The sequence below is a fragment of the Nocardia suismassiliense genome (assembly GCF_900269665.1).
Lineage (GTDB): Bacteria > Actinomycetota > Actinomycetes > Mycobacteriales > Mycobacteriaceae > Nocardia > Nocardia suismassiliense.
Genome location: NZ_LT985361.1, coordinates 1,403,591 through 1,427,605, shown reverse-complemented (window position 1 = coordinate 1,427,605; position 24,015 = coordinate 1,403,591). Strand labels below are relative to the sequence as shown.

The 24,015-nt window shown below is 68.2% G+C and carries 8 protein-coding genes; all 8 read right to left on the bottom strand.

All coding sequences use genetic code 11. The features are described 5' to 3' along the window. Positions 1-185: 185 nt before the first annotated feature. Positions 186-18,608, bottom strand: coding sequence for a WXG100-like domain-containing protein (locus DBO33_RS44885; protein WP_107654181.1), 18,423 nt, complete (start codon positions 18,606-18,608; stop codon positions 186-188). Positions 18,609-18,625: 17 nt separating this feature from the next. Further along, positions 18,626-19,096 carry a YbaB/EbfC family nucleoid-associated protein gene (locus DBO33_RS06320; RefSeq protein WP_267897913.1) on the bottom strand — a complete coding sequence of 157 codons (471 nt, stop codon included), beginning with the start codon at positions 19,094-19,096 and terminating at the stop codon, positions 18,626-18,628. 55 nt (positions 19,097-19,151) lie between these two features. Further along, positions 19,152-19,502 (bottom strand): hypothetical protein, encoded by a 351-nt coding sequence (locus tag DBO33_RS06315; RefSeq protein WP_107654179.1) that lies wholly within the window; start codon positions 19,500-19,502, stop codon positions 19,152-19,154. Between the two features lie 181 nt (positions 19,503-19,683). After that, positions 19,684-20,094, bottom strand: coding sequence for a toxin-antitoxin system YwqK family antitoxin (locus tag DBO33_RS06310; protein ID WP_107654178.1), 411 nt, complete (start codon positions 20,092-20,094; stop codon positions 19,684-19,686). Continuing rightward, complete coding sequence (locus DBO33_RS06305) at positions 20,091-21,728, bottom strand: hypothetical protein (RefSeq protein ID WP_107654177.1); 1,638 nt, start codon at positions 21,726-21,728, stop codon at positions 20,091-20,093. The genes DBO33_RS06310 and DBO33_RS06305 overlap by 4 nt, the downstream gene beginning before the upstream one ends. A 155-nt stretch (positions 21,729-21,883) precedes the next feature. After that, positions 21,884-22,333 (bottom strand): TY-Chap domain-containing protein, encoded by a 450-nt coding sequence (locus DBO33_RS06300; protein WP_107654176.1) that lies wholly within the window; start codon positions 22,331-22,333, stop codon positions 21,884-21,886. After that, on the bottom strand, positions 22,330-22,821 hold the full coding sequence (locus DBO33_RS06295) for a DUF6301 family protein (RefSeq protein ID WP_107654175.1): 492 nt from the start codon (positions 22,819-22,821) through the stop codon (positions 22,330-22,332). Before DBO33_RS06295 ends, DBO33_RS06300 begins: the two co-directional genes overlap by 4 nt. Before the next feature lie 143 nt (positions 22,822-22,964). Then, a complete protein-coding gene (locus DBO33_RS06290) occupies positions 22,965-23,930 on the bottom strand; it encodes an alpha/beta hydrolase (RefSeq protein ID WP_107654174.1) in 966 nt (321 codons plus the stop codon). Positions 23,931-24,015 lie beyond the last annotated feature (85 nt).

Below are 24,015 nucleotides of genomic sequence, written 5' to 3'. Positions count from 1 at the left end.
GAGCCAAGTGCAGTGGCGGGCCGTTCTGCCCGGACTGACCGGGTTGGCTCGGCTGCGACGGCTGGCCGGCGAGTCGGGAGCTCCCGGGCTCACCCGGGTACGGGGAAAGGTTCGGCCCGGCTCCTTTAAACAACTGACGCTGCCGACGAGAAGGAGGGTGGAGGTCACGGGGGGCGGCGGAGGCCTCAAAAAAAAAAAAGAAGGAGAGGCGAGTGGCGCGACACCGCGTTAGNCGGCGGCGTGGTCGGGGGCGTCGACGGCGGCGTGGTCGGGGGCGTCGACGGCGGAGTCGACGGCGGAGTCGACGGTCGCGGCATTACCGGAATGTCCGTCGGTGTCGGTGTCGGTGTCGGTGACGGACGTCGAGGCGGAACCGGTGTCGTCGGGGGATGCGGCGGCTGTGGTGGCACGGGTGGCCGCGGCGGCTCCTTGTGCTCCGGCAGGTCCGGCATCGGTGCGGTCGGCGGCAGCGGCGATACCACCGGCGGCGGGAAGTCGAGCTCGAACTCGTGCGGCGGATGCGGTATGCGCGAACGGAACACCGGCGGCTTCAGGTCGGCACCCGGCGTGCGGTCCCGGTCCGCCCCGTCGGAATCATCGTCGTCGGTCCCCCGGTCCCGATGCTGACCCGAGCCCGAACCCACCGACGGCTCCGCACCCTCGGCATCGCTCTCAGCGCGATCACGATCCGAGCCACCCTCGTCCGAGCCACGAGGCCGGTGGCGAGTCGACTCCGAATCACCCGGCAGTTCCTCGACATCAGTGCGGTCACGACCCGAATCCGCAAGTCCACGATCGGGATCCGACGCCGATCCCGGATCGACCTGCGGCGCACCACCTTCGGTGTCATCGGTAGCCGGACGGGCACGTTCCGACGTCGAATCGCCCAGCGCTTCTTGCTGGTTGGACGCGGCGGCTTCGGGTCGATCACCCTGCGGCGTCTCGGTGACCGGGCCGGACAGTTCGGGCTGTCCACTGCGCTCCAGTGCCCGTGCTCGATCGAGCTCGGTGTCGTGGCGGTCGAGGTTCTCCTCGTGCCGCCGCACCTCCGCGGCGGCGTCCTCGAACTCGCGGAAGGCTCGCGCCAGGTCGTCCACCCGGCGTGCGGCGTCCGCGTCCGGCTGCTCCGCTCGCAGCTGCGCCAATCGAGTGTCGATCGGCTCGGCGGAGCCGAACAGCCAGGCGGGATCGATGCCCAAACTCTGTTCCAGTGCCAGCAGCGCGTCGGTGCGTGCGTCCAAAACGGCGTGCGCCTCGGACAATTCGAGCTGGTAGCGATCGCGCGGCAGGAACGGCGTCGTCTCGGGCAGCGGGGTGGCGGCGTAGGGAATGTCTTTGCGCCAGCCGGTCAGTGGCGGACGGTCCGCGTCCCAGTGGAAGCCGAGGGCGACGGCGTGCGTGTTCGCGTCGTGCCAGGTCTTCTTCCAATTCTCCGGGTCGCGCAGGTACTCCGATTCGGCCAGCGCGTCGTACAGCAGCACGATGTCCTGCTTCAGCGGCTCGCCTGCCACGAGGCGGTTGATCGCCTCGGCGACATCGGCCAGCTGATCCATTCGCCTGCGCACCACTCTGCCGCTGGGATCGGCGTAATCGGTGACCAGGTGCTCGTCCTTCATCAGATGATCGAGGATCTGCTGGATCTGTTCCCTGGTGAAGTGTGGCGGCGGCACGGCGCCGTCGGCGGTGGCGTCGTGCCACATGTTCGGCGCCAGCTCCCGCGCGATCGCGTCGATCTCTTCGTCCGTTTTGCGCCCGGCGTTCTGGGCGTCGACCAGCAGGTTGCGAATGTCGGCGATGGTGTCGCGCACCGCGATCGGGTCGTTGGGGTCGAACATGGCGAACGTGCGCTCGGCCAGGTCATCGATCTGCCGATCGACCCGGTCCAGTTGCTCGGCGACGTCGGGGCGCGTCGGGTCGATGCCGCGGTGCGCGTCCACCAACTCCTTGCGCACCAGGTCGATGACCTTGCGCGCCGCGGCCGCCTGCTGATTCTCGCCGTAGCGCGCCAACTGATCGGCGATCTTGTCGGCCAGCTGATCGTCGGCGCGGAAGCGATCGTATTCTCCGTCGGCCCAGTTTTGGACCCGCTGCCATTCGGCGGCCTCCCGCGCGAAGACCTGCTGCAACCATTCGGGGAGCTCCACGTGCAGGTCGTGGCGAGAGTGCTCGCTCGCCTCCCAGTCACGGAACATCGGCTGAATGTTGGTCTCCGGCGGCTTGTGCCAGTCGAAGCCGGACCACACCGTGCCGAACGGCGGCAGCTTCTGCAACCACGGCCGCGCCTTGACCCAGTCCCCGATCGCCGGGTGCCGCTGGATCCAATCCCGCACGGCGGGATGGTCGATCGCCGCGAGCAGCGTGCGGATATCCCGTTGGATGGCATAGAAATCCGAGCCGATATGCACGTTGACGAGCGCGTCGTCCGGTATGTCGCCCTGGAAGTACTTCACCGGGACGTTCATCGGGTTCATCGGCAGCATGTTCTTCGCCATATGCCCGGGCGGGATATCGGCGAAAGGCGTTGCCAGATCATTGATGTAGTCGGCGAGGCCGGCCCACCAATCCGGGTCACCCGGGTCGTAGCTCTCCAGGTCGGCGCCCCGGCGCAGCTTGCCGTCCTCGCCGACATTGACCGACCAGTCGGGCCGGGTCGGATCGACCCAACGCCACGTCCCTTCGCCGTCGCGCCAGCGGACCGCCAGGACACCGGGGTCGCCGTTGATCCAGCCCGTCGACATGTGCTCCAGCGGCGGACCCGGGTGGACCACTGTTTCGCCACCGGGGGTGGTCTGCCGGTATTCGATCCGCGGATGCCGCAACATCGCCTGCGCGATCGAGGAACTCGTTCGTATCGCGTGTTCGAGCGCGGCATCGTGCAGGGCGTGCGGACGCGCCGACTCGGGCTGCTGACCGAAGACAACGATCCGCGGCGGCTCGCCGTCGATGATGCCGACCCGGTCGGTCGCCATCCGTCCGCCCTCGGCGCGCAGCGTGTCGCGCCACTCGACCACCTCGTGCCACCGCTCGGTGAGCTGCGTCATCTGTTCCTGCAGACGAGTCATCGCGGTATCGGACCTGATCACATCAATCGCGGCGGCCTCGAGCTCGTCGAGCATGCCCTGCCGGTCGGGATCGGTGTCGTCCTCGATTCCCCGTTGCTGCCGCATCGTCTCGGCCAGTTGTCGTGGATCCGGGCCGAGTTCGGACAGCGGCACGTCCAGACGCTCGGCCAGGTCTTCCAGCACCGTGCGCCGCGGCCTGCTGTGCTGGAAGATGGCCGCCTGCTCGCGGGCCAGCCGATCCAGCGCGGCGACAACGTTATCGGCGAGCGGGCGGTCCCGGTTCACGTTCTCGCGGTGCAGTTCGTTGAGCCTGGTGTCGATCCCGTCGACGACCTGATCGAGCCGGTTGAACTCCTCGACCGCCTGGACCAGCCGGCGGATGGTCCGTTCGCGCATCTCCCGCTCCGGCCCGGCCACCGGTTCGTGGGCGACCCGGCCGGGGCTGTCGAGATTGCCCCGTACCCGCACTGTCTTGGTGCGCGCCTCGTTATGCAGCTCGAGCACCCGCCGGTCGAACGCGTCGCCGGTCAGGTCGGTCACGTTGAGTCGGACGGCGAGGTCATCCCTGGTCGCGCGCGCGGCTTCGCGGTCGCGCGCCCGCTCGGCCCGTTCGTCGAGCAGGCGATCGTATTCGGCCTCCCGGGTTTCCCTCGGGCCCGCGTCCTCGGCATCGAGCGCCGCCAGTTCGGCGTTCAGCCGCTCGATGGTCGCCGCTGCCTCGGGCACCCGATTCGACAGCCGTTCCAGCTCTTTGACCCGGATCATGTCGTGCGGCAACCGCTCCGGCCCATCGATGCGGTGGTGGTTCAGCTGCCGCAGCGTGTCGGCGAGGGTGTCGCCCGGCTGCAGTGCCGCCCAATCGTCGGTCGGGTCGACGCCGAGGAACTCGGCCAGTTCGTTGCGCCTGCGGAGCGCGAGCTCGTGGTCCCGGATGGCGACGTCGCGCGCCTCGATCAGTTCGGCGCGGCGTTCGGCGTCGTCCGCCGCGCGCACCGCTGCCGGGTCGGGTTGCGGCGTGCCCTCGGAGCGTGGTGTGCCTGCCGGATCCGAGGAGCCCTCGGGTCTCGTTGTGCCACGGCCGTTTTCAGCGCCCCCGGGACGCTCGGAACCACCGGTGGCGTGCGGTCCACCCGGTCGTTGCGGCCCAGCGCCACCTGGCTTGTCGGGTCCGGCGGACGGGCTCGCCGGCGGCGGATCGCTGTCCGGCCGCACGTTCTGCTCGATCGTGGTCAACCGATCGAGAACGGACTGATACCAGTCGGGGTGTTGCGCGAATTCCGGTGCCAGCGCCTCGATCCGGCGGCGGATCTCGGCGACATCAGCCGCGCTCAGCTCGTGCTGGCGCCAATGCCACTCGCCATCGGCGCCGCGCTCGACGAAGTGATACGCGAACCCACTGCTGGTTTCGCCGTCCGAACGACGACCGTTGCCGAACGCCAGGCTGTGGTCGATGGCGCTGATGAGCCCCTCCGGGGTGACCAGCCAGTTCGTCATGCCGCGGTCCGGCATGCGGATCAGCACGTCCAGCAAGCCGAGGCGAACACCGGCCGGGGTGTCGGTCAATCCGGTCTGCTGCGGGCTCCACGCGCCCCGATGCAGTGCGCTGGCCCAGTCGCCGGGCATCACCTGCATGTAGATCACGTTGTCGCTGACGCGCACGATGTGCGGCACATTCGCGCCGACCGCTCGACCGACCAGTGCCGCAAGCACTTCCGCATCGGCGTGCAGCACATTGCTGAGCGTCTTGCGGATCAGCTGGGTGTCGTCCGGGAGCGTGATCAGCTCGACCCGCTCCGCCATCTGCAGCGCGCCCTCGCTGAGCAGCTGGACCTGGAGTGTTTCACCCGAGGTGGGCGCGGCCTCGACCCGTGCGACCGCGCGGGCGATCGCCGCCGCGTCGGGGCTGGATTCGCTCGGTCGATCAGCGGAACCGCGCTCCGGCGGACGGTGCGCTCCGTCGTCGCCCGGGTCGCCGGTCGGCGGTGCCGTCGGGGGTTGCGGCGGTTTCTTTCCGCCACCCGCGCCGGCGGCCCCAGGCTGGGGTGGTTCTTTTTGTGTGCCGGCTTTGACCTCACCGGGGGGCGGTACGTTGTCCGTGCGTGATCCCTCCCCCCGTTTGTTTGCTCCCGTAACGTCATTCGGCTCGCCGGCGCGTGGCGGTGCTTCGCCGACAGGCCGTGCTGGTGTGCCACTGCCGGGCCGTGCCGGTGTGCCGCTGGGCTGTTCGGGTGTACCGCCGCCAGGGCGTGCCGGTGTGGCGCTGGGCTGTTGCGGTGTGGCGCTGGGCTGTTGCGGTGTGGCGCTGGGCTGTTGCGGTGTGGCGCTGGGCTGCTGCGGTGTGGCGCTGGGCTGCTGCGGTGTGGCGCTGGGCTGCTGCGGTGTGGCGCTGGGCTGTTGCGGTGTGGCGCTGGGCTGCTGCGGTGTGGCGCTGGGCTGTTGCGGTGTGGCGCTGGGCTGTTGCGGTGTGGCGCTGCCGTGCGGTGCCGGGGGGCCGGCACGCGGTGGCGGGGGGCCGCCGCGCGGGGGGTCGNTGCCGGGGGCGGGTGGGGGTGTCTGCGGGGTAGTTCCGCTCTGCGGGTCCGGGCCGCTCGGCGGCACCAGGTCGACGATGGATACTTGCCCCTGGTCGTCGACCAGCACTTGCCGGTAGATGACCTCGACACCCCGTTGCGCCAGCGTCTCGCGCAGGTCGGCGCCGATCACCTGCTCCGGGTCCCTGAACGGCGAGGCCACGAGCACCCGCTGCGGGTCGCCCGGCAGTATCGCGACGCCGTCCGAACCGGGGAGCGGCTGTCCCTCGGTGGCGAGCACGTCCCGTGCGATCACGGCCGCCGCCTCGGCCCGTAGGTCGTGCGTGGCCCGCACCGACTCGTGGTACTGGTTGAGCGCCCTCGACACCTCCGCGGTCGCCCGCGCGCTGTCAGCGTAGTGCTGCTGTGCCGCGTGCAGATCGTCGAAGTACTGCACCATCTCTTCGCTCGGCACATGGGCGCGGTTCTGCAGTTCCTCGGCCCGAGACTTGGCGTTGTTCAACACATCTCGGGCCTGCTGCTCCAGCTCGTGCGGGTTCAGCCCGTCCGGATCGGCACCGAGTGTGCGCAGCATCGTGCGCGCCTGGTCGAGCAGCTGCCGACCGGTGTCGGCGGACGCGGTGATCCGGTCGACCAATCCCTCGAACTCCGGTGTCCGGGTGGTCGGGTCGTAGGGTCGTGGATCGCCGACTGTCGACCACTGACCGGGCTGCGCGGTGGCGGGCGGACGGTTGCTACCCGGATCACCGGGCGGCACAGCACCCTCGGGTGGGCGGTGATGGCTGGTGTTGCCTTCGTCGCCGGACGCGGGGGGCTGCGGCGGCCTCTTCGCTCCGCCGTCCGTGCTCGGCTCGGGTGCCTCGGCGACAGGTCTTCCTGCCTCAGCAACGGGCTTATCCGCTGTACCGACCGGCTTATTCGCTTCCCCCGCAGGCACGTTCGGCTCGCTGACCGGCTTCTTCGCCTCGCCGACAGGCTTGTTCGCCTCGCCCGACGACGTATTCGCTTCGCCGACAGGCTTGTTCGCCTCGCCGACAGGGCTGCTTGCCTCGCCGACAGGCTTATTGGACTCGCCGGCAGGCTTCTGTGCCTGAGCGCCGGGCTCTTCGCCCGGCTTACTCGGTGCCGCAGTTTCTTTCGGCGCCGGAGTGCTCGGCCCGTCGCCGGGTTGCGGCGCCTCGCCGGTCGGTGGCTTCTTCGCGGCACCGCCGTCGCTCGGCGCGTCGGGTTCTGGGCGGGATGCGGGCAGCGGAGGCGCATCCGGCGGATCGGTCCGGTGCACCTGGGTGCGGCCGTCTTCGCCGGGGACGAGACGGAAGACGACGACGTTGTCGCGGTTCGGTCCGACGAGGTCGGCGAGGTCCGGGCGCAGTGCGACGGCGCGATCGATAAGCGTTGTGGGGTCAGCGGATTCACCGCGTACCACCACAGCGACCTGTCGCGGGTCGCCGGGGATGACGCCGACCTGAGGCACCTCGGCGATCGGCTGCGCGCCCGCTTCGAGCAAGGCGCCGTCCCTGAGCTGCTCGGTGAGCAATCGGTCCAGCTCGGCCGCGTCGCGCACGGCATGGCGTTGCCGATCGAAAGCGTCTTCGGCCTCGGCCTGATCCCGCGCCTGCCGCAGCTGTTCCTCGGCCTCGTCCCGGACGCGCAGTGCCTCGGCTTTTTCGCGCTCCAAGCGGTCGATCTCATCGCGCCGTTGCTGCGCGTCGGCCTCGGCGGCCCGCTGCTGCTGCGCGGACGTCTCCTGCGGCACCGACGCTTCCGGCAGCGCGGTCGTGTCCGCCTGCACGGCAGGCAGTTCCGGAACTTCGCCGCGCGCCACCGCACGGGCACGTGCCCGGTCTGCGTCGTGCTGTTCGAGGCGCTGCTCGAGGCGCGTCACCTCAGCACCGGCGTCATCGAATGCTTCGAGCGCGCGGGTCAGTTCATCGATGCGCCGCTGACCGTCGGCGTCCGGCTGCTGTGCCCGCAGGTCGGCCAAATGGGCGACGGGATCGTCGGCGCCGAACAATGCGTCCGGATCGGCCCTGGCGGCCTGTGCGGCTGCGAACAGCGCGGCGGTGGTCGCCTCCCAACGGACCCGTGCCTTGGCCAACTCCAGTTCGTAGCGGTCCCGCGGCAGGAACGGCTCCGGCGTCGTGAGCGATTCCGGCGTGCTGAGCGGTTCCGGCGCGTACGGGATACCCGCGCGGGGACCGGTCAGCGGCGGCCGGTTCGCGTCCCAGTGGAAGCCCTCGGCGATCGCGTGCGCGTTCGCCTCGTGCCAGGTCGCGTCCCTGTTGGCGGGATCGCGCAGGAAGTTCGACTCGGCGAGCGCGTCGAGCATGAGGACGACGTCCTCCGGTCGCGGCTTGCCGTCCACGATCCGGTGGATCGCCTCCGCCACATCGGCGAGCTGATCCATCCGCACCCACACCAGTCGGGCGTCCGGATCGGCGTAATCGCGAGCCAGATGCTCGTCGTGCATCAGGTGATTGATGATCTGCTGCAGCTGATCCCTGGTGAACTCCGGGTAGGCGGGCCGGGGCGGTGTCTGCTCGCCTTCGACGGTAGAGCCGCGGGGGAAGGGATCCGGCTTCGCGTGGTCTTCGATCTTCGGCAGCAGCGGACGCATGCCGGGGGTCAGCTCGTCGACGATCCCGGTGATGTCCGCATCGGTGATCGGGCGGTCGTTCCTGATCTCCAGCAGTCGCTGCCGGATATCGGCGACCGTGTTCCTGACCTCGGCCGGATCATCGGTCGGGAAGTTGTCGAAGGCATCTCGGGCGATCAGATCGATGGCCTGATCGATCATCGCCAATTGCCGGTCGACATCGGGACGGCCCAGGTCGACGCCCTCGTGCGGGTCGACCAGTTCCTTGCGGATGCGATCGACCAAATCCTGCGCACCGACGCGCCGCTGCTCGTCCCGATACTCGTTCAGTGGCTCGACCATGCGGTCCGCGAGCTGATCGTCGTTGCGGAACTTCTCGTATTCGGCGTCGGCCCATTCCTGCACCTTCCGCCATTTCGCGACATCCCTATCGATCGCGCGCTGCAGCCACTCCGCGATCTCGACCCGCTGCGGGTTGTTCGAGTGCTCGTCGGCGTCCCACCGGCGGACCATCGGCTGAATGTTGGTCTCCGGCGGGCGATGCCACTCGACCGACGACCACTGGGTGGCGAACGGGGGAAGTCGCTGCAACCAGGGGCGCGCCTTGATCCAGTCGCCGATCGCCGGATGCCGGTGGATCCAATCACGCACCATGGGAATCTTGACCACGTCGAGCAACGTGCGCAGATTCCGTTGCACGGCATAGAAATCGCTACCGGCGTGCACGGTGGCGATGTCTTCCGGCGGGATACCACCCTCGAAGTACGTGATCGTCGCGCCGATCGGGTTCATCGGCAGCATGTTTCGCGCTATCTGTCCCGGTGGGATATCCGCGAAAGGTGTCGCCAGGTCGTTGCCGAAGTCGCCGAGCCCGCCCCACCAGTCCGGATCACCCGGCTCCTTTTCATCCTTCGGTTTGCGGCCGACTTCGCCGCGCCATTCGGCTTTGGTGGGATCCACCGCATGCCATTGACCGCTGGCGTCTTGCCAGCGGACGAGCAGCAGGCCGGGATCACCGTTGATCCAGCCGGTGGCGGTGCGCTCCATGGCCGGACCGCGCATCGGCACCTGTTGCCACGAACCATCCGGCTCGGTGACAACCTGCCGGTATTCGATGCGCGGCTGCCGCATCATCGCATGTGCCACAACAGGTTCGGTACGGATGGCATGGGCGAGGTCTCGGTCGTGCCCGGCCCGCGGGTTGTCGAATTCCGCGCGCGGGCCGAACACGATGATCCGCGGCCGCTCGCCGAAGATGATGCCGACCCGGTCGTTCACCATCCGGCCGCCCTCGGCCGCGATGAGGTCGCGCCACAGCCCGGTGACCCGGGCCATCTCGTCCTGCAGCCTGCCCGCGGCGTTGTCGGCCGCCAGCACGTCATCCGCGGCGTCGTGCAGCGCGTCGAGCAGGCGGTGCCGCTCCACGGACGCATCGGTGTTGTCCGTGATCCGGTTCCGGTGATCCCGCAGCGTTTCTTCCAGCTGTTGACGCTGCGGACCGAGATCCGACTCCGGAATGCCGAGCGACCGGGCCAGATCCGCCATCAACGAGCGCCGCGCCTCGATATCGCGGAGGATCTCGGCGTGCTCGCGGGCCATCCGATCGAGGTCGCCGGTGAGATCGTCGGCCGACGGTCGATCCCGGCCGATGCCCGCGTCGTGCAGTTGCGCCAGGCGCGCGTCCGTGTCGGCGACGGCCGCGTCGAGGCGGTTGAATTCCGCGACCGCATCGACCAGCCGCCGGACCGTCCGGTTGTGCTGTTCCACGTCGGCACTCGAAACACGTTCTCGCACAAATTGTTCCGGGGAGTCCAGCGTGCCGGGTATCCGCGTCCGTCGGGTCCGCGCCTCATCGTAGAGTTCGAGCATCCTGCGCTCGAACGCGTCGCCGGACAGCTCCCGGATGCCGAGGCGGTCGGCCAGTTCGTCCCGCTTCACCCTGGCGGATTCGCGCTCCCGTGCCAGCTCCCGCCGCTCATCGAGCAGGCGGTCGTACTCCGCCGTCGGGGTCTCGCGTCGAATGGCCGCTTCGCGTTCGGCGGCCAACCGCGCCAACTCGCTATCGATCCTGGCGATGTCGGCATTCTTGTCGGCAAGCCGGTTGGCCAGCTGCTCCAGCTGGTCGATGCGCGCCAGCTCGCGCGGCATCTCCTCGCGCACCTCCATGGTGCGACCCCGCAGCTCCTCCAGGGTGCGCTGCAAGAGGTCCGGATGCAGTGCGATCCAGTCGGCCGCCGACGAAACTCCGAGTCGCCCTGCCAGTTCGTCACGCTGCTGCCGCAGTGCATCGCGTTCGGCGACAACACGATCACGCTCAGCGTTCAGCGCGGCTTGACGTGCGTCGAAGGTGTCCTCAGGGCGGGGGGTGCCGGCAGTCTCAGGCTCGGGACGCGGGGTACCAGCGGTCTCAGGCTCCGGTCGCGGGGTACCAGCGGTCTCAGGCTCCCGAGGCGGCGTACCAGTCGTCTCCGGCTCCCGAGGCGGCGTACCAGTCGTCTCCGGCTCCTGACGCGGCTGGCCACCTTCGCGCTCCGCCGGCGACTCCTCGCCGGGCTGCCGTTCGCCGCGGTTCGTGCCGTCATCACCTGGATCACCCGGATCCGCAACGCGCGGTGGCGATTGCGGCGGCTTCTTCCCGCCCCCGGCACCCTCGGCCACCGGCTGCGCGGCGGGATCGTCGCGCGGCCAGACCTTTACATCACCAGGATGCGGGACCTCACCTTCGGGCTCAGGAGTCCGATGCTTGCCCGCTTCTTCCGGCAGCGCCTCCGCCGAGGGCCGAGGCAGCACACCGTCGGCGATATCGCGGGAGAACTCGGCACGCATCGCCAACATTCGAGCACGCCATTCGGCGTGATCGGCCTGCATCTGCGTGGCCCAGTCCACCGGCTCGATATCCGCGAGCCGCCGCATGACCGCCGCATGCTCAGCGGCCATGCGCGCCGTCCACTCGGCGGTCTCGGCTCGCATGCGCGCGGCCCAGTCCTCGATGCTCTCGTGCCGAGGACCGCGGTCGTTGGACCCGGAGTCGTGCGGCGGCTCGACCGCCATCCTGGCCGGCGGGTCCGCCGCCGGATGTGGCGCGGGATCCAGTCGCCGTGGAGCCAGCACCTCGGGACCCAATGCCGCCAAGTCGGTCAGCATCTTGTGCATGACTCGGGCGGGCTCACTCGCCCGCGGGCCACGCAGTTCGACCTCGCGGAAGGCGTCGGCGACGGCTTCGCCCGGGTTGAAGAACCCGCGCTCGTCGAAGCTGTATCGGCTGAGCTGGCGTAGCCACTGGTGGTACCCGGCGCTGGTGTCGGGGTAAGCGGGGTCCAGCGCGGCTTTGCGCCGGTAGTAGTCCTGCAGGACCTGGTCGGTATAGGTCAGCGGGCTCCGGCCGCTCGGATCCACCGGTCGAAGCGAGGTCCGCTGTCCGTGGAAGTCCACCGCGTGACCGAATTCGTGCCAGATCATCTGGTAGACCGGGCGAACGGTGGCGGACTCGTCGAACCGTCCCCGGCTCACGCCGAGTTCGACTTCAGCCCGGAAACTGTCCAGGCTTCCGACGAACTCCTTATTGATCTTGATGGACTCGGCGAACCGCACCCGCGTCTCGGGGTGCACCCCCGGCATTACCTCCGCCATGTTCCGGGTCAGGAACTCGCCGATGACCACGCTGCCCAGGGCAACGTGCGGATACTTGGCACGCACCTCGACCACAGCCCTGGCGATTTCGCGCGCCACCTCGGCATCGACAATGCCCGGATCGAACCCGTAAACCCCGAGCCCGGTCTCCTCGGCCAACCGCCGACCGACCTCCGCCGCATCCAGCGGCGTCCACCTGTCGACGATCGCCGGCTCCGGCTGCGGGCCGTCGGGGTGCTGGACACCACCGTCCATCCCGTCGACCGGAGCCACCGGCCGACGCGGCGGCAGAATCCGGGACGCAGACTCCCGTTCGGGCGACAGGTGTCCCGCCGACATCCTGGCCGGGTCGTCCGCAGCCGGTCGCGGCCTCGACTCCGCCGTCGAACCTTCTTGCGGGCGAGTCGTTTCCGCAGGACGCGGCCCCGGCTCCTCGGCAGCCGGACGCGGTCTCGGCTCCGACGACGAATCCCTTTGCGGACGAGACGTTTTCGGGTCTACATCCCGGGCGCGACCGCCGTCGACCTCCGCGACCGGCGGGGTTTCGGACGTCTTGCTCGGCCCTGCGCCGTCACGCGCACGATCGAGGCTGCTCTGCAGGGTGGCGTCGGCCGGCGGATATTTCGTGTGCCGATCGGTGGCGCTTTCGGCGCCGGCGAGCATGTGGTGGCAGTTGGCACAGAACGGCGCGTCCCCGGCACGGCCGCCGAACGGAAATTGCGGAGCGTGCAGCAGGGCCGCCATCGCGCTGTGGTCGTCGGACAGTCCGGCGGCCCGTCGATCCCACAGCATCTGATTCGTGGCCTTGACCTCGGCGTGGCCGAGCGGATCGTCCGGGTGCGGATACTTCTCCGTCGCAGGCACATTCGGGTCGGCGTCCTGGCTGTACAGCTGAGATTCCATGCGCCGGAGATTGTCTACGAGAGTCGGATGCAGGTCTGCCTCGGCGATTACATCGGAACGCTTACCGTTCGCCGCTTCGTAGACGCGCCCGGTCTCGCGGTCGATGCCGACGGACATGCAGGCGCCCTGTGCGTTTCGCGACAACACCTTGTCGGTCGCTGCCTGCCGGTACGCATCCGCCCGCTCAGCGCCGAGCCTGCGAACGAAGTCGTCGACCGGCTCGGCGTCGACATGGGTGATGAGATCGGTGTCTGCGTCGCGAGTTACCCGTGACTCGTCGAGGGTGCCCAGCGGATGACTCTGGACCGACGGTTCCGGCAGTGGGCCGCCGTGGTCCGGGATGATGAACGACGACGGAGCAGGCCGGGGCGGCTCATCGCTGTTGGACAGGTGATCGTCGTAGCTGAGTGCGTCGTCGCGGTGCTGATCCGGCTCCCGTCGCGGCCCATCCTCATTGCCCGCCAGCTCATCCGATGGTTTGGGCCGCGTACCGGGCTCCCGTTCGGCGGTATCGGTATCTTTCGGCCCGCGATCGCTCGTCGATCCGTTATCGTCCGACGGACGCGGGCGTGCACCCGAACCCTCTTGCGCGCCGGCATCTTCGGGACCACGATCATTCGTCGACCTGGCCTCGACCGAAGCGGCCTCCGCCGGTTTGATTACCAGGTAACCCTTCTCGCGCGCCTGCTGCTCGCTGAATATCCCGGCGACATCCTTGACCTTCGGGATCGGGCTCTGCCCCTCGTGCACGTCGACGAGCTTCATCAGCCCCTCGGGCGTGGTTGCCGCGACATCGAGATCGCTATCGGCATGGAACGGCGCACCCGACTTCTCCGAGATGCCCGTTTGCCGGCTGCCGAAAATCACCAGTGGCTCACCGGTTTCGGCGACCGATCGCCGTGCGGCGTCCAGCATTTCCGGCGTCACACCCGGACCAGGTTCACCGATCACTTCGACGTCGGGAAGATCTGTATCCCGCCGTCCGCCATCGACCCGGTCGGGCTCGGCGGTATCGGCAGGCGGTGAAGTGTCGGTGAGTTCGTGGCGCGGACTTCCGGTGCCGTCGTGCTGCCTGCCGTCGACGGGCCGGCCGACCCTTTCACCACTTGTCGCCGCGTTCGCCTCCGCCTCGAGCATCCGGATCCGATCCGCGTGGCTGATCGGGTGATCCGGGCGACCCTCGGGCCCGCCGAGGACGATGGCGCGGGTGCCGCGCACTTCCTGCGGTGTCCGGGGAGGGTAGCTGTGGTTGTCCAGACCGGCGCCGATATCGCGGATGATGATGTCGCCGCCGACGTTGAGCATTTCGTAGGCGTGCGCGCCGACGCCGTACTCGTCGCGGCTCGCGTACGTATCGACGATCAGCGCCGAGGACCCGTCACCCAGTTCGATCAATCGCTGGCGGACAGTGTCATGGTCGGTAGGCCGCAACTCGCCGCCGGCCAAGGCCTCCAGCTCCCTGGACGTCATTCCGTCCGGACCGATCGTGCGCTCCGGCAACCAGATCTGGTCGCCGTGCCGGTCGCGGAGGTCGATCAGGGAGTCCTCGCCGCACCGGCCACGACGATCGTCCGGCTGGCTGGTCTGGTCGTCGGGCGAACGCGGATGCGGGCCACCGCCGTTGTCGGGCGAATCAGGCTGCGCCGGAGTGTGATCGGATTGGATCTCACCGATGGTGTCCATCCGGACCGCAGGGCGATCGCTCGGGTTCAGGCCGAACTCGCTGACCTTTATCTTGCCGTGGATATCGACATGAACCTTGTGGTACTCGATCTTCAGCGTTCCGTCGTGGTGCGCTTTCAGCAGCTCCTCACGCGCTTTCAGCAGATCTCGGCCCGCAGCCGAATCGAGGTCGATGCCTCTGGCGCGCAACGCTTCCGGGGTCTCGGTCAAGATCGTCTTGAGGTTGGCGTCCATCGCCAAGGTACGCCGCAGATATTCCGGCGACCCCTGCTGTGCCCGTCCGTCCACGGTATTGGCCCCACCGAGCCCGGAACCGACCCCCTTGGCCTCGATGATTACCAGTTTCGGCGGGCCACCGTCCGGATCCGGCACCAGCACGGCGAGATCGACCAGATCTGGGCCGTCCTTGGCGCCGGGGAAATCGGTGAGGTTCACCGCGTCGGGATGCAGTGCCCGGTCCAAACCCCATGCCCGCGCGCCGAGTTCGCCGAGATCCTTGGAGACCTGCACCATCCGTGGGCCGAGATCGTTGTAGTTCTCGGCAGTGGTCTGCAGGTCACGCAGCAGGGTGAGCTTGGCGACCTTCTCCGCGGAGCTCAGCTCGGAGTCGTTCCGGATCTGATCCTTCAGATCCCTGATCACGTCACTGAGCTTGCTGGCCTTCAGTTCCGGGATCTCGGAGAGCCCGTACTTCGAGAACTCGGGTATGAGCCGCTTGACGAGATCGTCGGCGACCCCGTCCCGCTCGGTCTGCAAGTCCAGTCGTTGCTGGGACAGGTCGTGCAGCTGATCCTGCAGCAACGAGTCGGTCAGGGTCATCGGCTGGGTCGGGTGGTACGGGCTCGCCGGACCCTGATCCGCCAGGAAGGTGAACTTGTTGGTGCTGAGGTGGTCCTCGATGAACTGACCGGTGCGGTAGTCGTGCAGGCGGAAACGTCCGTCGCGCCAGGTGTTGTCCGGGTCGGCCGGATGGTGCCATTGGGCGTCCGAGCCGCGGTAGAACTGTTGACCCGCCGGCTGCTGACCGATCCGTACCGGATCGACGGGGTGGTCCCCGCCCGCCATCAGCTCGTCGCGCACATGGCTCGGCACCGGATCGATCGGGGTGCCGTCGCCGTTGAAAAGGATGGCCAGCGAGCGACTGACGTCCCTGGTCGGCGCCCCGCCCTCGTCCCCGGTCAGCGTGGCGTCGCGGATCACGATCTGGCCGTTCTCGTGCACCATCAGATACGCGTGCGCGCCGACCCCGTGCCGGTCCGCAGGGCCGCTGTAGACGTCGACCACCAGTGCCGTCGCGCCCTCGCCCAAACTCATCAGACGGTTCGCGATGGCGTCGGCGCCGCGGAATTCGCGCAGCGAACCGCCTGCCGCGGCGACCAATTCGCCTGCGGTCATGCCGTCGACGCCGATCGTGCGGGTGGGCAGGCGGAAGTTCTCGGCGCCGAAGCGTCGCATCAGATCGACTACCGACAGGAGGCCACACTTGCCGCGCAGATCGTCGTCGCCGCGTGGGCGTGGAGTTTCGCCGGAATCGGTGTCGCCCTCGGGTCGCGGCGATCCGTCCGCACGAGGTGCGTCACCACCCGGATGCCTTGCGGGCGGGGCACTTCCGTCCGGGCCGACCAGCAGCGGGACCAATGCGGGGTCGTCGGAACCGCGGCGGCGGTCACCGTCGGCGTCGTCCGGGCGGGTGGCCGGATCCTCGTCACTGCGTGGTGCCGAACTCTCGTCGCGGGGTCGGGCATCGCCCTCGGCGAGCAAGCCCGGGTCGCGGCCGGTTCGCGGCGCTTCACCGTTTCTGGACCGATCCGGTTGTGGCGCAGCGTCTTCCGGACGCTGGACACCGTCTTCCGGGCGAGAGGCATTGTCGTCCTGACGCGGGGCAGCATCATCGGAACGCCGCGCGGCATCGTCAGAACGCGGGGCAGCGTCATCAGGACGCGGGGAACCGGTTTCCTGTCGTGGCGCACCAGCCTCCGGACGCGGGACACCGCCCTCTTGCCGTGGCGCACCAGCCTCCGGACGCGGGGCACCGGCCTCGTGGCGTGGCGCACCAGCCTCCGGACGCACGGCCGCGTGTCCGGCGGGCGACTCGGCACGGATCTTGGCGTGGTCTCCCGCCGCACCTGTCGATCGCTCCGATGTCCGAGGAGCCTCGCTCCCGCCCGATTCCGCACGAATGCCAGGAGTCGAGCTGCGGTCTGCCACACGGGGATTCGTCTCTGCGACGCCCGCACGCGAATCGACACGCGGCCGATCGCCGCCCTGTCGCGTTTCAGGTGAGCTTGCCCGCGAATCACCGGTTCGCGGTTCGGCACCCGACTGCGCGCGGGCGGGATCGGCGCTGCGGCCGGAATCGGCGCTACGACCCGGATCAGTGCTGCGGGCCGGGTCGGCGCCGCTGGCATTCGGGCGTGCCTCGCCCGGCACACCGGACCTCGGCTGCGACCCGTCGCCGCCCGTCCTAGCCGGGTCTGAAGTGAGTGAATTCTGTTGGGGGCCAGCTTGTCTCGACTCCGGCGGCGGCGCACCGACGTCACCACCCGCATGCTGCTGTGGCGCCACGCCGCGATCCGTGCCGTTGGTTCCGGACTCGCCCGCGCCCCGGTCGTTCGCGCTACTACCGTGATCGCCTGCGGTGCTGGAACTCTGGTCCGCGCCCGCGCCGTGTTCCGGTGCGACGCCGGCGCGACTCTCGGATCCACCCTCTTGGCGGCCGCCGTCCGAACCGCGGTTCTCCGAACCGCCCCCACTGTCGCGCTGCTGCGCTCCGCTGTCGCCCCCACTCTCGCGCTGCTGAGCTCCGCCGTCGTGCTGCTGCGCTCCGCTGTCACCGCCACTCTGCGCGCCGTCGGACCGGTTCGCCGATCCATCGTTCGAGCTCTGCGAGGCGGGCGCGTCGGCGGCCGAACTCCGCGGGGAGGAACCGTCACCGGTCGACGTTCGCGACGACGAGCCCTCATCGGTACCGCCCGAGTTGCGCGTCGAGTTGTCGCCCGCACTACTCGATCGACCATTGCTTCCGCCGGTGCCCGTGCCGTCGCCACCGGCCCGACTCGATCCACTGCCTTGCGAACCACCAGCCTGCGAACCACCAGAACCGTTGGTACCCAAGCCATTTGCCCCGGCCGGCTGAACGCCGGGCGCGTTGGTTCCGGCACCGACGCCGGTCGGTTCGAGAGTGCCGAGCGAGCCGACCCGTGGCATGCCGATCGGATCTACCCGTACCCCACCGCCCCAGTTCGGGGACGAGCTGAAGTAGCCGTTCGACAACGCTTTATTGCCGCCCGACATCGCGCCGTTGGAGATGCCCGCGGTGAACATACGGGGATCGAGATTGCTGAACGCGCTGTCCCACCCGTTTTTGTAGACATCCAGGGCGAACTGCGGGAGTGCTCCGGCGACGGCACCCACTGTGCCAGCGGCCATTCCGGTGACCGCACCGGCGAAGAAGGGACGCATCTTTCCCTGCAGGGCCTGCCCGAGCCGGTCACCGACCGGGCCCGCCGCGGCACCGCCGAGGCCGGAGGACAAAGCCGTCATCCCGACCTGACCCCAGTCGACGCCCTGCTTGCGGTGTCCCTGCCACACCTGCATCTGCTGAATGCCGAGGTCCTGCATGGTGCCGAGCGCCAGGTCGATGGCCACGTGCTTCATGACGAACTTGGCGAAGCCTGCCGTGAGCATCCTGCCGAGGGCTCTGGAGATCGCGGCCATTACCCGCTGTGCGATCAGCCGAATTCCGAATCGCGTCGCCGCGATAAGTCCGACTTGCACGGCGGGCGCGGTCGGCGGAAACAGCCATGCCGCCGCGAGTTCGATAGCGAGGAGACCGAGCGAACTGGCCATCATCCATTTGGCGTATTCGATCTCATCGCCAACCTGCTCGGCGGAGTCACCGATCCCGTCGAAAAACTCCGCCATCTTTTTGAGGTTTTGGTTTTCCTGCTCCTTGGTGGCGCCGGTGCCGTTCCAGAGCTTGTCGAATACGCCGGCGATTTCGTCGCGCGCCGCGCCTGCTGGATACGCGGCAAGGGCCGCGTTCTTCGCGGCAGTGATATCGGCTTCGATACCGCGAATCGCCTCGGCGGCCCCATGCCAGTCCCCGCCCAGGGCCCGCATACCACTCTCGGAGCCTTCCGGCCAGTCGCTACCGGCGACCCAGCCGAGTACGTCGACGACGCCGTCCCAAAAATCCGCCATATCTGGTCACCAACCGATCACCAACCGGAATCGGTGACCCCCGGCTTCGTCGGCTTGGCCCGCTCGATGGGTTCCACGTTCTCGAAGGACATCCCCGTGTCTTCGGCCGCGACACGATCCGGCGCGTCGGGTTTGGACTGCGGTGCGCGCTCTGCCGTCGGCATCAGCGAACTGACATCCGGCATGCCTTCGACCAGGTCGGACAGTTTCGGCAGCCGCGCGCGGTCTTGCTGGATCGGCGCCATCAACTCTTCGGCCTGACGCACCACATCGGCGGTGGCGTCCTGCGCGGCCTTGAGGATCGCGCGCGCCAGCTCCGGGTACTCGAGATCTTCTACGCCGCGACCGAATTTGAGGTCGATGAGCACACCGTCGGCGTTCACCGACACCGTGACCCGGCCACCTCGCTCCGAGGCTTTGCCGACCAGGGCCATGCGCTGGCGCTGCACTTGCGCGATCGTACGAAGCTGCGACTGCACTTCGTCCATGAGCCCCGCGACGTCTCCCCGCGAAAAATCATGCGTCACAGCGATCGACCTTCACTCATCGGTATTCGAAGCCCTGGCGGTTGCGTTCTTCCAAAATATTCTGGATGTCGTCGGCGACCTTCACTTGGGAGTCGGCCAAGCCACTGAAGACACCGGACATCCCCTCGCTGCCGTTCTCGCCGATGGCGAAGTCGTGCATGTTCTTCTTCGAGGCGGTGTAGCCGGGCTGCCCGTCGGCGCCGTCGCTGAACTGCTTGCCCAGCTTGTCGTTGCCCCATGGTTGCCCACGACCGGCGATCGTGGTCTCCAGATTCGACCACACTCCGGCGACACGATCGCCGACATGTCGGCTCTTACCTGCGGCTTTACGGAATGCGGCGGGATCGACCTCGAATTTTTCCGTCATCGCGAACCCCTTCCTCACTACCGACCGGGGCCACGAAGCCCTCGTTCACGACCCGGTCGCCTGTTCATGCGTTGTTCATGCGTGAACCGGCGATCGGTCAAACAACCGTAACACCAACAACACTCGCCGACCACTCCGAACAGGTGAACTACCGCGCCCCAGAAACTAGGGGCATACCTGGTCAGACACCTTCCGCACCGGCACCGCCCGCGGCGTCCGGTTGGCCGGTCCGCGGGATCTCATCGATCAGCACCCCGTTCTCATCCCACTTCTTCCTGGAGACCAGCTTGCCGGGCCCGTCGAACACACTGACCTCTTGCAAACGTCCATCGGGATACCATTCACGCCACTCGCCGACGGGCCTATTCCTGGCGACCATTCCCGTATGTTTCGGAGCGCCATCGGGATACCAGCTCTTACTCGGCCCCTCTTCGAAGCCGTCGACAAATGTCCACAAGCCGATGATCGTCCCATCGGCGCCCCGTTCTACCGCCTCACCGGTATACCGTTCGCCTCGATAGAACATCTGGCTGTATTCATTGGACATATCCGCGTCCGGATCGTCGACGTCGATCGGTTCACTGTCGGTCATCGCGTTGCCTCCACCGCGCTGTGCCGCTGCTGGAATCGTTGCTCGAACTCCGCGATATAGATGGACGGCGCCACCGACGAGGAAGACTGCTCGAGCACACCGTCGTCGGCGATGTAGAAGATCGCCCGGCCGATCGCGATCTCGCCTGGCTGGGTCGGCACGTACACCATCCAGCCGACGCTGATCCGATCCGCGCGCAGGTCCTCCAGTGGGTAGCGCGAGGTGTCCGTGCCGCTGTCGACAATGAATTGACGGACCCGGGCCAGCGCATCCTCCTGTGGCATCGGCTCCGGCAGCGTCAATGTCACGCCGGCCATGGCGAGTTGGAAGAAGGCGCCGTCGACATCGAATTCGCCGTCGGCACCGAAAACATCCACCAGCGTGGCGCGGGTGGCGACCCCGATCTCCGCGGCCGACACCAACGTCGCGGCAGCCGCCCGCTGCCGCTGCGTCACCTGCTCGCCGAGCACGCCGCAGACGATGTCGACCACCGTCTCCGAGCTCCACATGCCCGGTACCGCATCGCTCAACTCGTCCGCGATCGGTGACGCACCGCGATACCAGTTGCCACCCTCCCACCAGTAGCAGAACGACAGCAGTCCGCCCGCCACGCGCGCGTTGAGGACCGGGTTGGCGACCCACTCCGGCGCACCGGCGTACAGCTGCGGCATCGGCTCGCCTTGGTTGTAGACCCGGTCCAGCGCCGGAGCGTTCCACACCCCGCCCGACAGCACGGCTCGCCCGCCGGGCAACGAGTACAGGGTGGAACCGCTGCGCTTGAGCCCCTCGAACCAGCTCATCGACGGCAGCACCCGCGGCCCGAGTTCCGATCCGGCGGCGACGAACGCGGCAGCGATCACCGCCCACCGCGCGGCCATCAACGGAAAGGCGGGGAAGTCGTCCAGCGACAATACGCCGCGCTTGCCGACATCCCGGTCCGCCCTGGCTTGTACTGCGGCGTGCTGCGGCGTGCGGGACTGGCGGTCGCCGTGATTGAGGTAGGCGCCGAGCCAAATCGGCAGGGACGCACGGGGGTACACCTCGAGGTCCGCGCGGTAGATCTCCGGCGGGAACAGCTGCTCGTCCGGGAAGGGCTCGTCGCCATAGTCGTAGTCGACCTCGACCTGGCCGGTGCTGGTCAGGGTGAGCAGATAGCGCCACCAGGGACCGTCGCTCAGCTGGGCTGAAAGGTGCCGGTGCTCCCGGATCAGTGCGAGCACCTCCTCCGGCGGAAAGGCCCGCGCGACGCGATCCTGGTCATCGGTGAAGACGACCAGCGCCACCTCGGCGCCCACCGCCATCGCGAAGACCGCCTCCAGCCGGGTCCAGCCCTCCGGGCCTGCCGCGCCGAGTTCGCGAGCCACCTGATGGCTGATCGCACTGGCTCGCTCCGCGACATCCTCGGTCGGCGGTGCGGCACCGGCGAGCGTGAAACCCACGTCGGGAAGTTCACCCTCGGGGTCGACGTCCGCTTCCTCGATCGAGTCCGCGTCCTCGGACACCAGGAATCGGCGCATGAATGCCAGTTGCTCGGGGGTCGTTTCGTCGGGCGAAGACGAGCCGGGAAGCTCCTGCGTCGTAGCCGGTTCGGCGCGGGGCTGGTCCTGCGAAGCCTCGTCGTCTGATCTGGTCACGTCGCGGATCTCTCCTCAAATCTGGCACACCGAACACCAGCCGACCCTGCCGGGCAAGCCGCTCGAAATCATCCTGGCACAGCGAGCGGCGCGGCGAGCGACGAACATCGCGCGGGCGGTGCAGCCACGGTGCGTTCAGCCAGGGTGGACCGGCGTCAGCTTGTTCGGGACAAGCCGAGCGACGGCAGTTCCATGGGACTATTGCCCGCGTTTTCATTCCACGCGCGATAAGCCAAAGCCGAGGGTTCTGAAATGCGGTACGCGTCCCGCAATCCGGTGACCACCATCGCCGCCAACCGCCGATAATCGGCCGACGCCATCGGCCACGGCGACTCGATCCACCAATTTCCGACGTGGTCGAAGTCCGGCGGCTGCCAGCCCGCGTTCGCGATCAGCTCATTACCCTTTACGCCCGCCTGCACGGCCGGCTCCAGCCATCTGTCGCCGCCGAGCTCCATGGCGAGTACGTCGTCGAACTGGCGGAACTGCGCGTAGCGCGCGACCTCCGAGGTCGGGGCGGACTCGGCGATGATCACCACCGCGCCCGCGGGCAGGTCGGCCAGCTCCTCGGCCAGCCCGTCTGCGAATTCTTCCCAGCCGTTCAATCCGTGTCCTGACCTTCGAGCTCGACGGCCTGGTCACGCAGCGCGAGCTTGGCGTTGGTCAGCAGCGTCAACTCGACCGCTGACTTGAGCTTTTGCAGCACCAAGGTTGTTTCCGTTCCCGCCCAACGGATCTCAGGGGACTTACCCGGCTTCCGGGTGGTCGGCTCGCCGAGCGCACCCGTCAGCGTGGCGCTCATCCTGACGAAAGCGTCGCGGGTCTGCGCCTGCCCGGGAGATTCGTCGCGCCCACCACCGGTTACCTCCACGGTGATGTAGTCCGCCCGGCCTTCCCAGCCGATGATTCCCGCACTGTCGAACCCGAAAATGGCGACGAACATCACGAACTTCGGTTCGGCCACCGCTATTTCCCAGCCGAACGTCTCCGCTACCTGAGCAGCGTCGTCCATTCGCCACGACCACTCCAGGGAACGCAGCTTGGTAGCCAGGTCGACGATCTCCTCGTCGGTCAGTGCGCGCCATTCCGTCATGCGATCACCCTAGTTGTACCGTCGGACCTCGTCTTTCCGCGCGACCGACTGTGCCACAACAGATAGGCATATTCAACAGTGACGGTCGAGCACAGGTGGCTCTACCCACCGAACAGCGACCTGCACGAAATGGGAAGACCACGCTACGCCGAGAGCGGGCCCCGCTCGGCCTCCGCACGCTCGATCTCGGCGACGAACCGCGCGACCTCGGTCAGGGCGGCGCGGGCTTCCGGCATGACCCGATGGCCCACCTGGAAGACGTGGAACATGCCTGGCCACAGCTGTACCTCGCAGCGGCCGCCTGCGGCGCGTTGTGCGGCGCCGTAGTGCTCGGCGTCGGCGCTGAGCATCTCGCTGGCGCCTGCTTGCAGGAGCATCGGCGGGAGGTCGGGGCCGACGTGGGCGGCTACGTTCAGTCGGGGGTCGTCGAAATGGGCTGTGCCGGTGTAGAGGCCGGTCATTCGGGTGGCGAGGGTGAAGGACATGAATGCGTCCTTCACCTCGGCGCGGCGGGCGTCGGCCAGTGTCCAGGTCGAATCGACCAGCGCCGAGAAGCCGACGACGGCCTTTGGCTGGGGTAGGCCGAGTTCGCGCAGCTGTACACACAGGCCGAGAGCCATGTGGCCGCCCGCCGAATCGCCCATGAGCACGATGTCCTGGGCGGCGTGGCCCTGTTCGAGCAGCCAGAGGTAGCCGTTGAGCACGTCGTCGTGTGCGGCGGGGAATCGGTGTTCCGGAGCGCGGCGATAGCGCAGGGTGAATGCGGAGCGGTCCAGTCGTCGGGCCAGCTCGGATACCAGGCCCCGATGAGTGGCCGGACTACAACCGACGTAGCCACTGCCGTGCAGGTAATAGATCAGCGACTGGCCCGGGCGCGGCACCGCACCGACCCACTCCCCCATGGCGCGGCCACGCGGTCCCGGGACATCGACCGGTGTGGTCGGCAGTGTGCGGTCGAACCAGATCCGGCAGGCGACGGCCAGACCGAGCCGCGCGCCGGCGACTCCGTACCGGTTGGCGGGCAGTCGGGCGCCCAGCGGGCGGAGCGTGGACTGCAACGCGAAGATCACGCCACGACTGGCCATGGACACCGGATCACCTTTGATCATCTATAGATTGAAGCAATCTCGGTGGTTGCTGGCAATAACGGTTACAGCAACTCGGCAGAGTGCACAAAAGCAGGGACTACCTGCT

What these genes read in the sequence shown, in the direction of transcription:
- DBO33_RS06295 (WP_107654175.1), bottom strand. Translation starts at nt 22,821, where the DNA reads ATGACGGAATGGCGCGCACTGACCGACGAGGAGATCGTCGACCTGGCT.
- DBO33_RS06320 (WP_267897913.1), bottom strand. Translation starts at nt 19,096, where the DNA reads ATGGACGAAGTGCAGTCGCAGCTTCGTACGATCGCGCAAGTGCAGCGC.
- DBO33_RS06290 (WP_107654174.1), bottom strand. Translation starts at nt 23,930, where the DNA reads ATGATCAAAGGTGATCCGGTGTCCATGGCCAGTCGTGGCGTGATCTTC.
- DBO33_RS06310 (WP_107654178.1), bottom strand. Translation starts at nt 20,094, where the DNA reads ATGACCGACAGTGAACCGATCGACGTCGACGATCCGGACGCGGATATG.
- DBO33_RS06315 (WP_107654179.1), bottom strand. Translation starts at nt 19,502, where the DNA reads ATGACGGAAAAATTCGAGGTCGATCCCGCCGCATTCCGTAAAGCCGCA.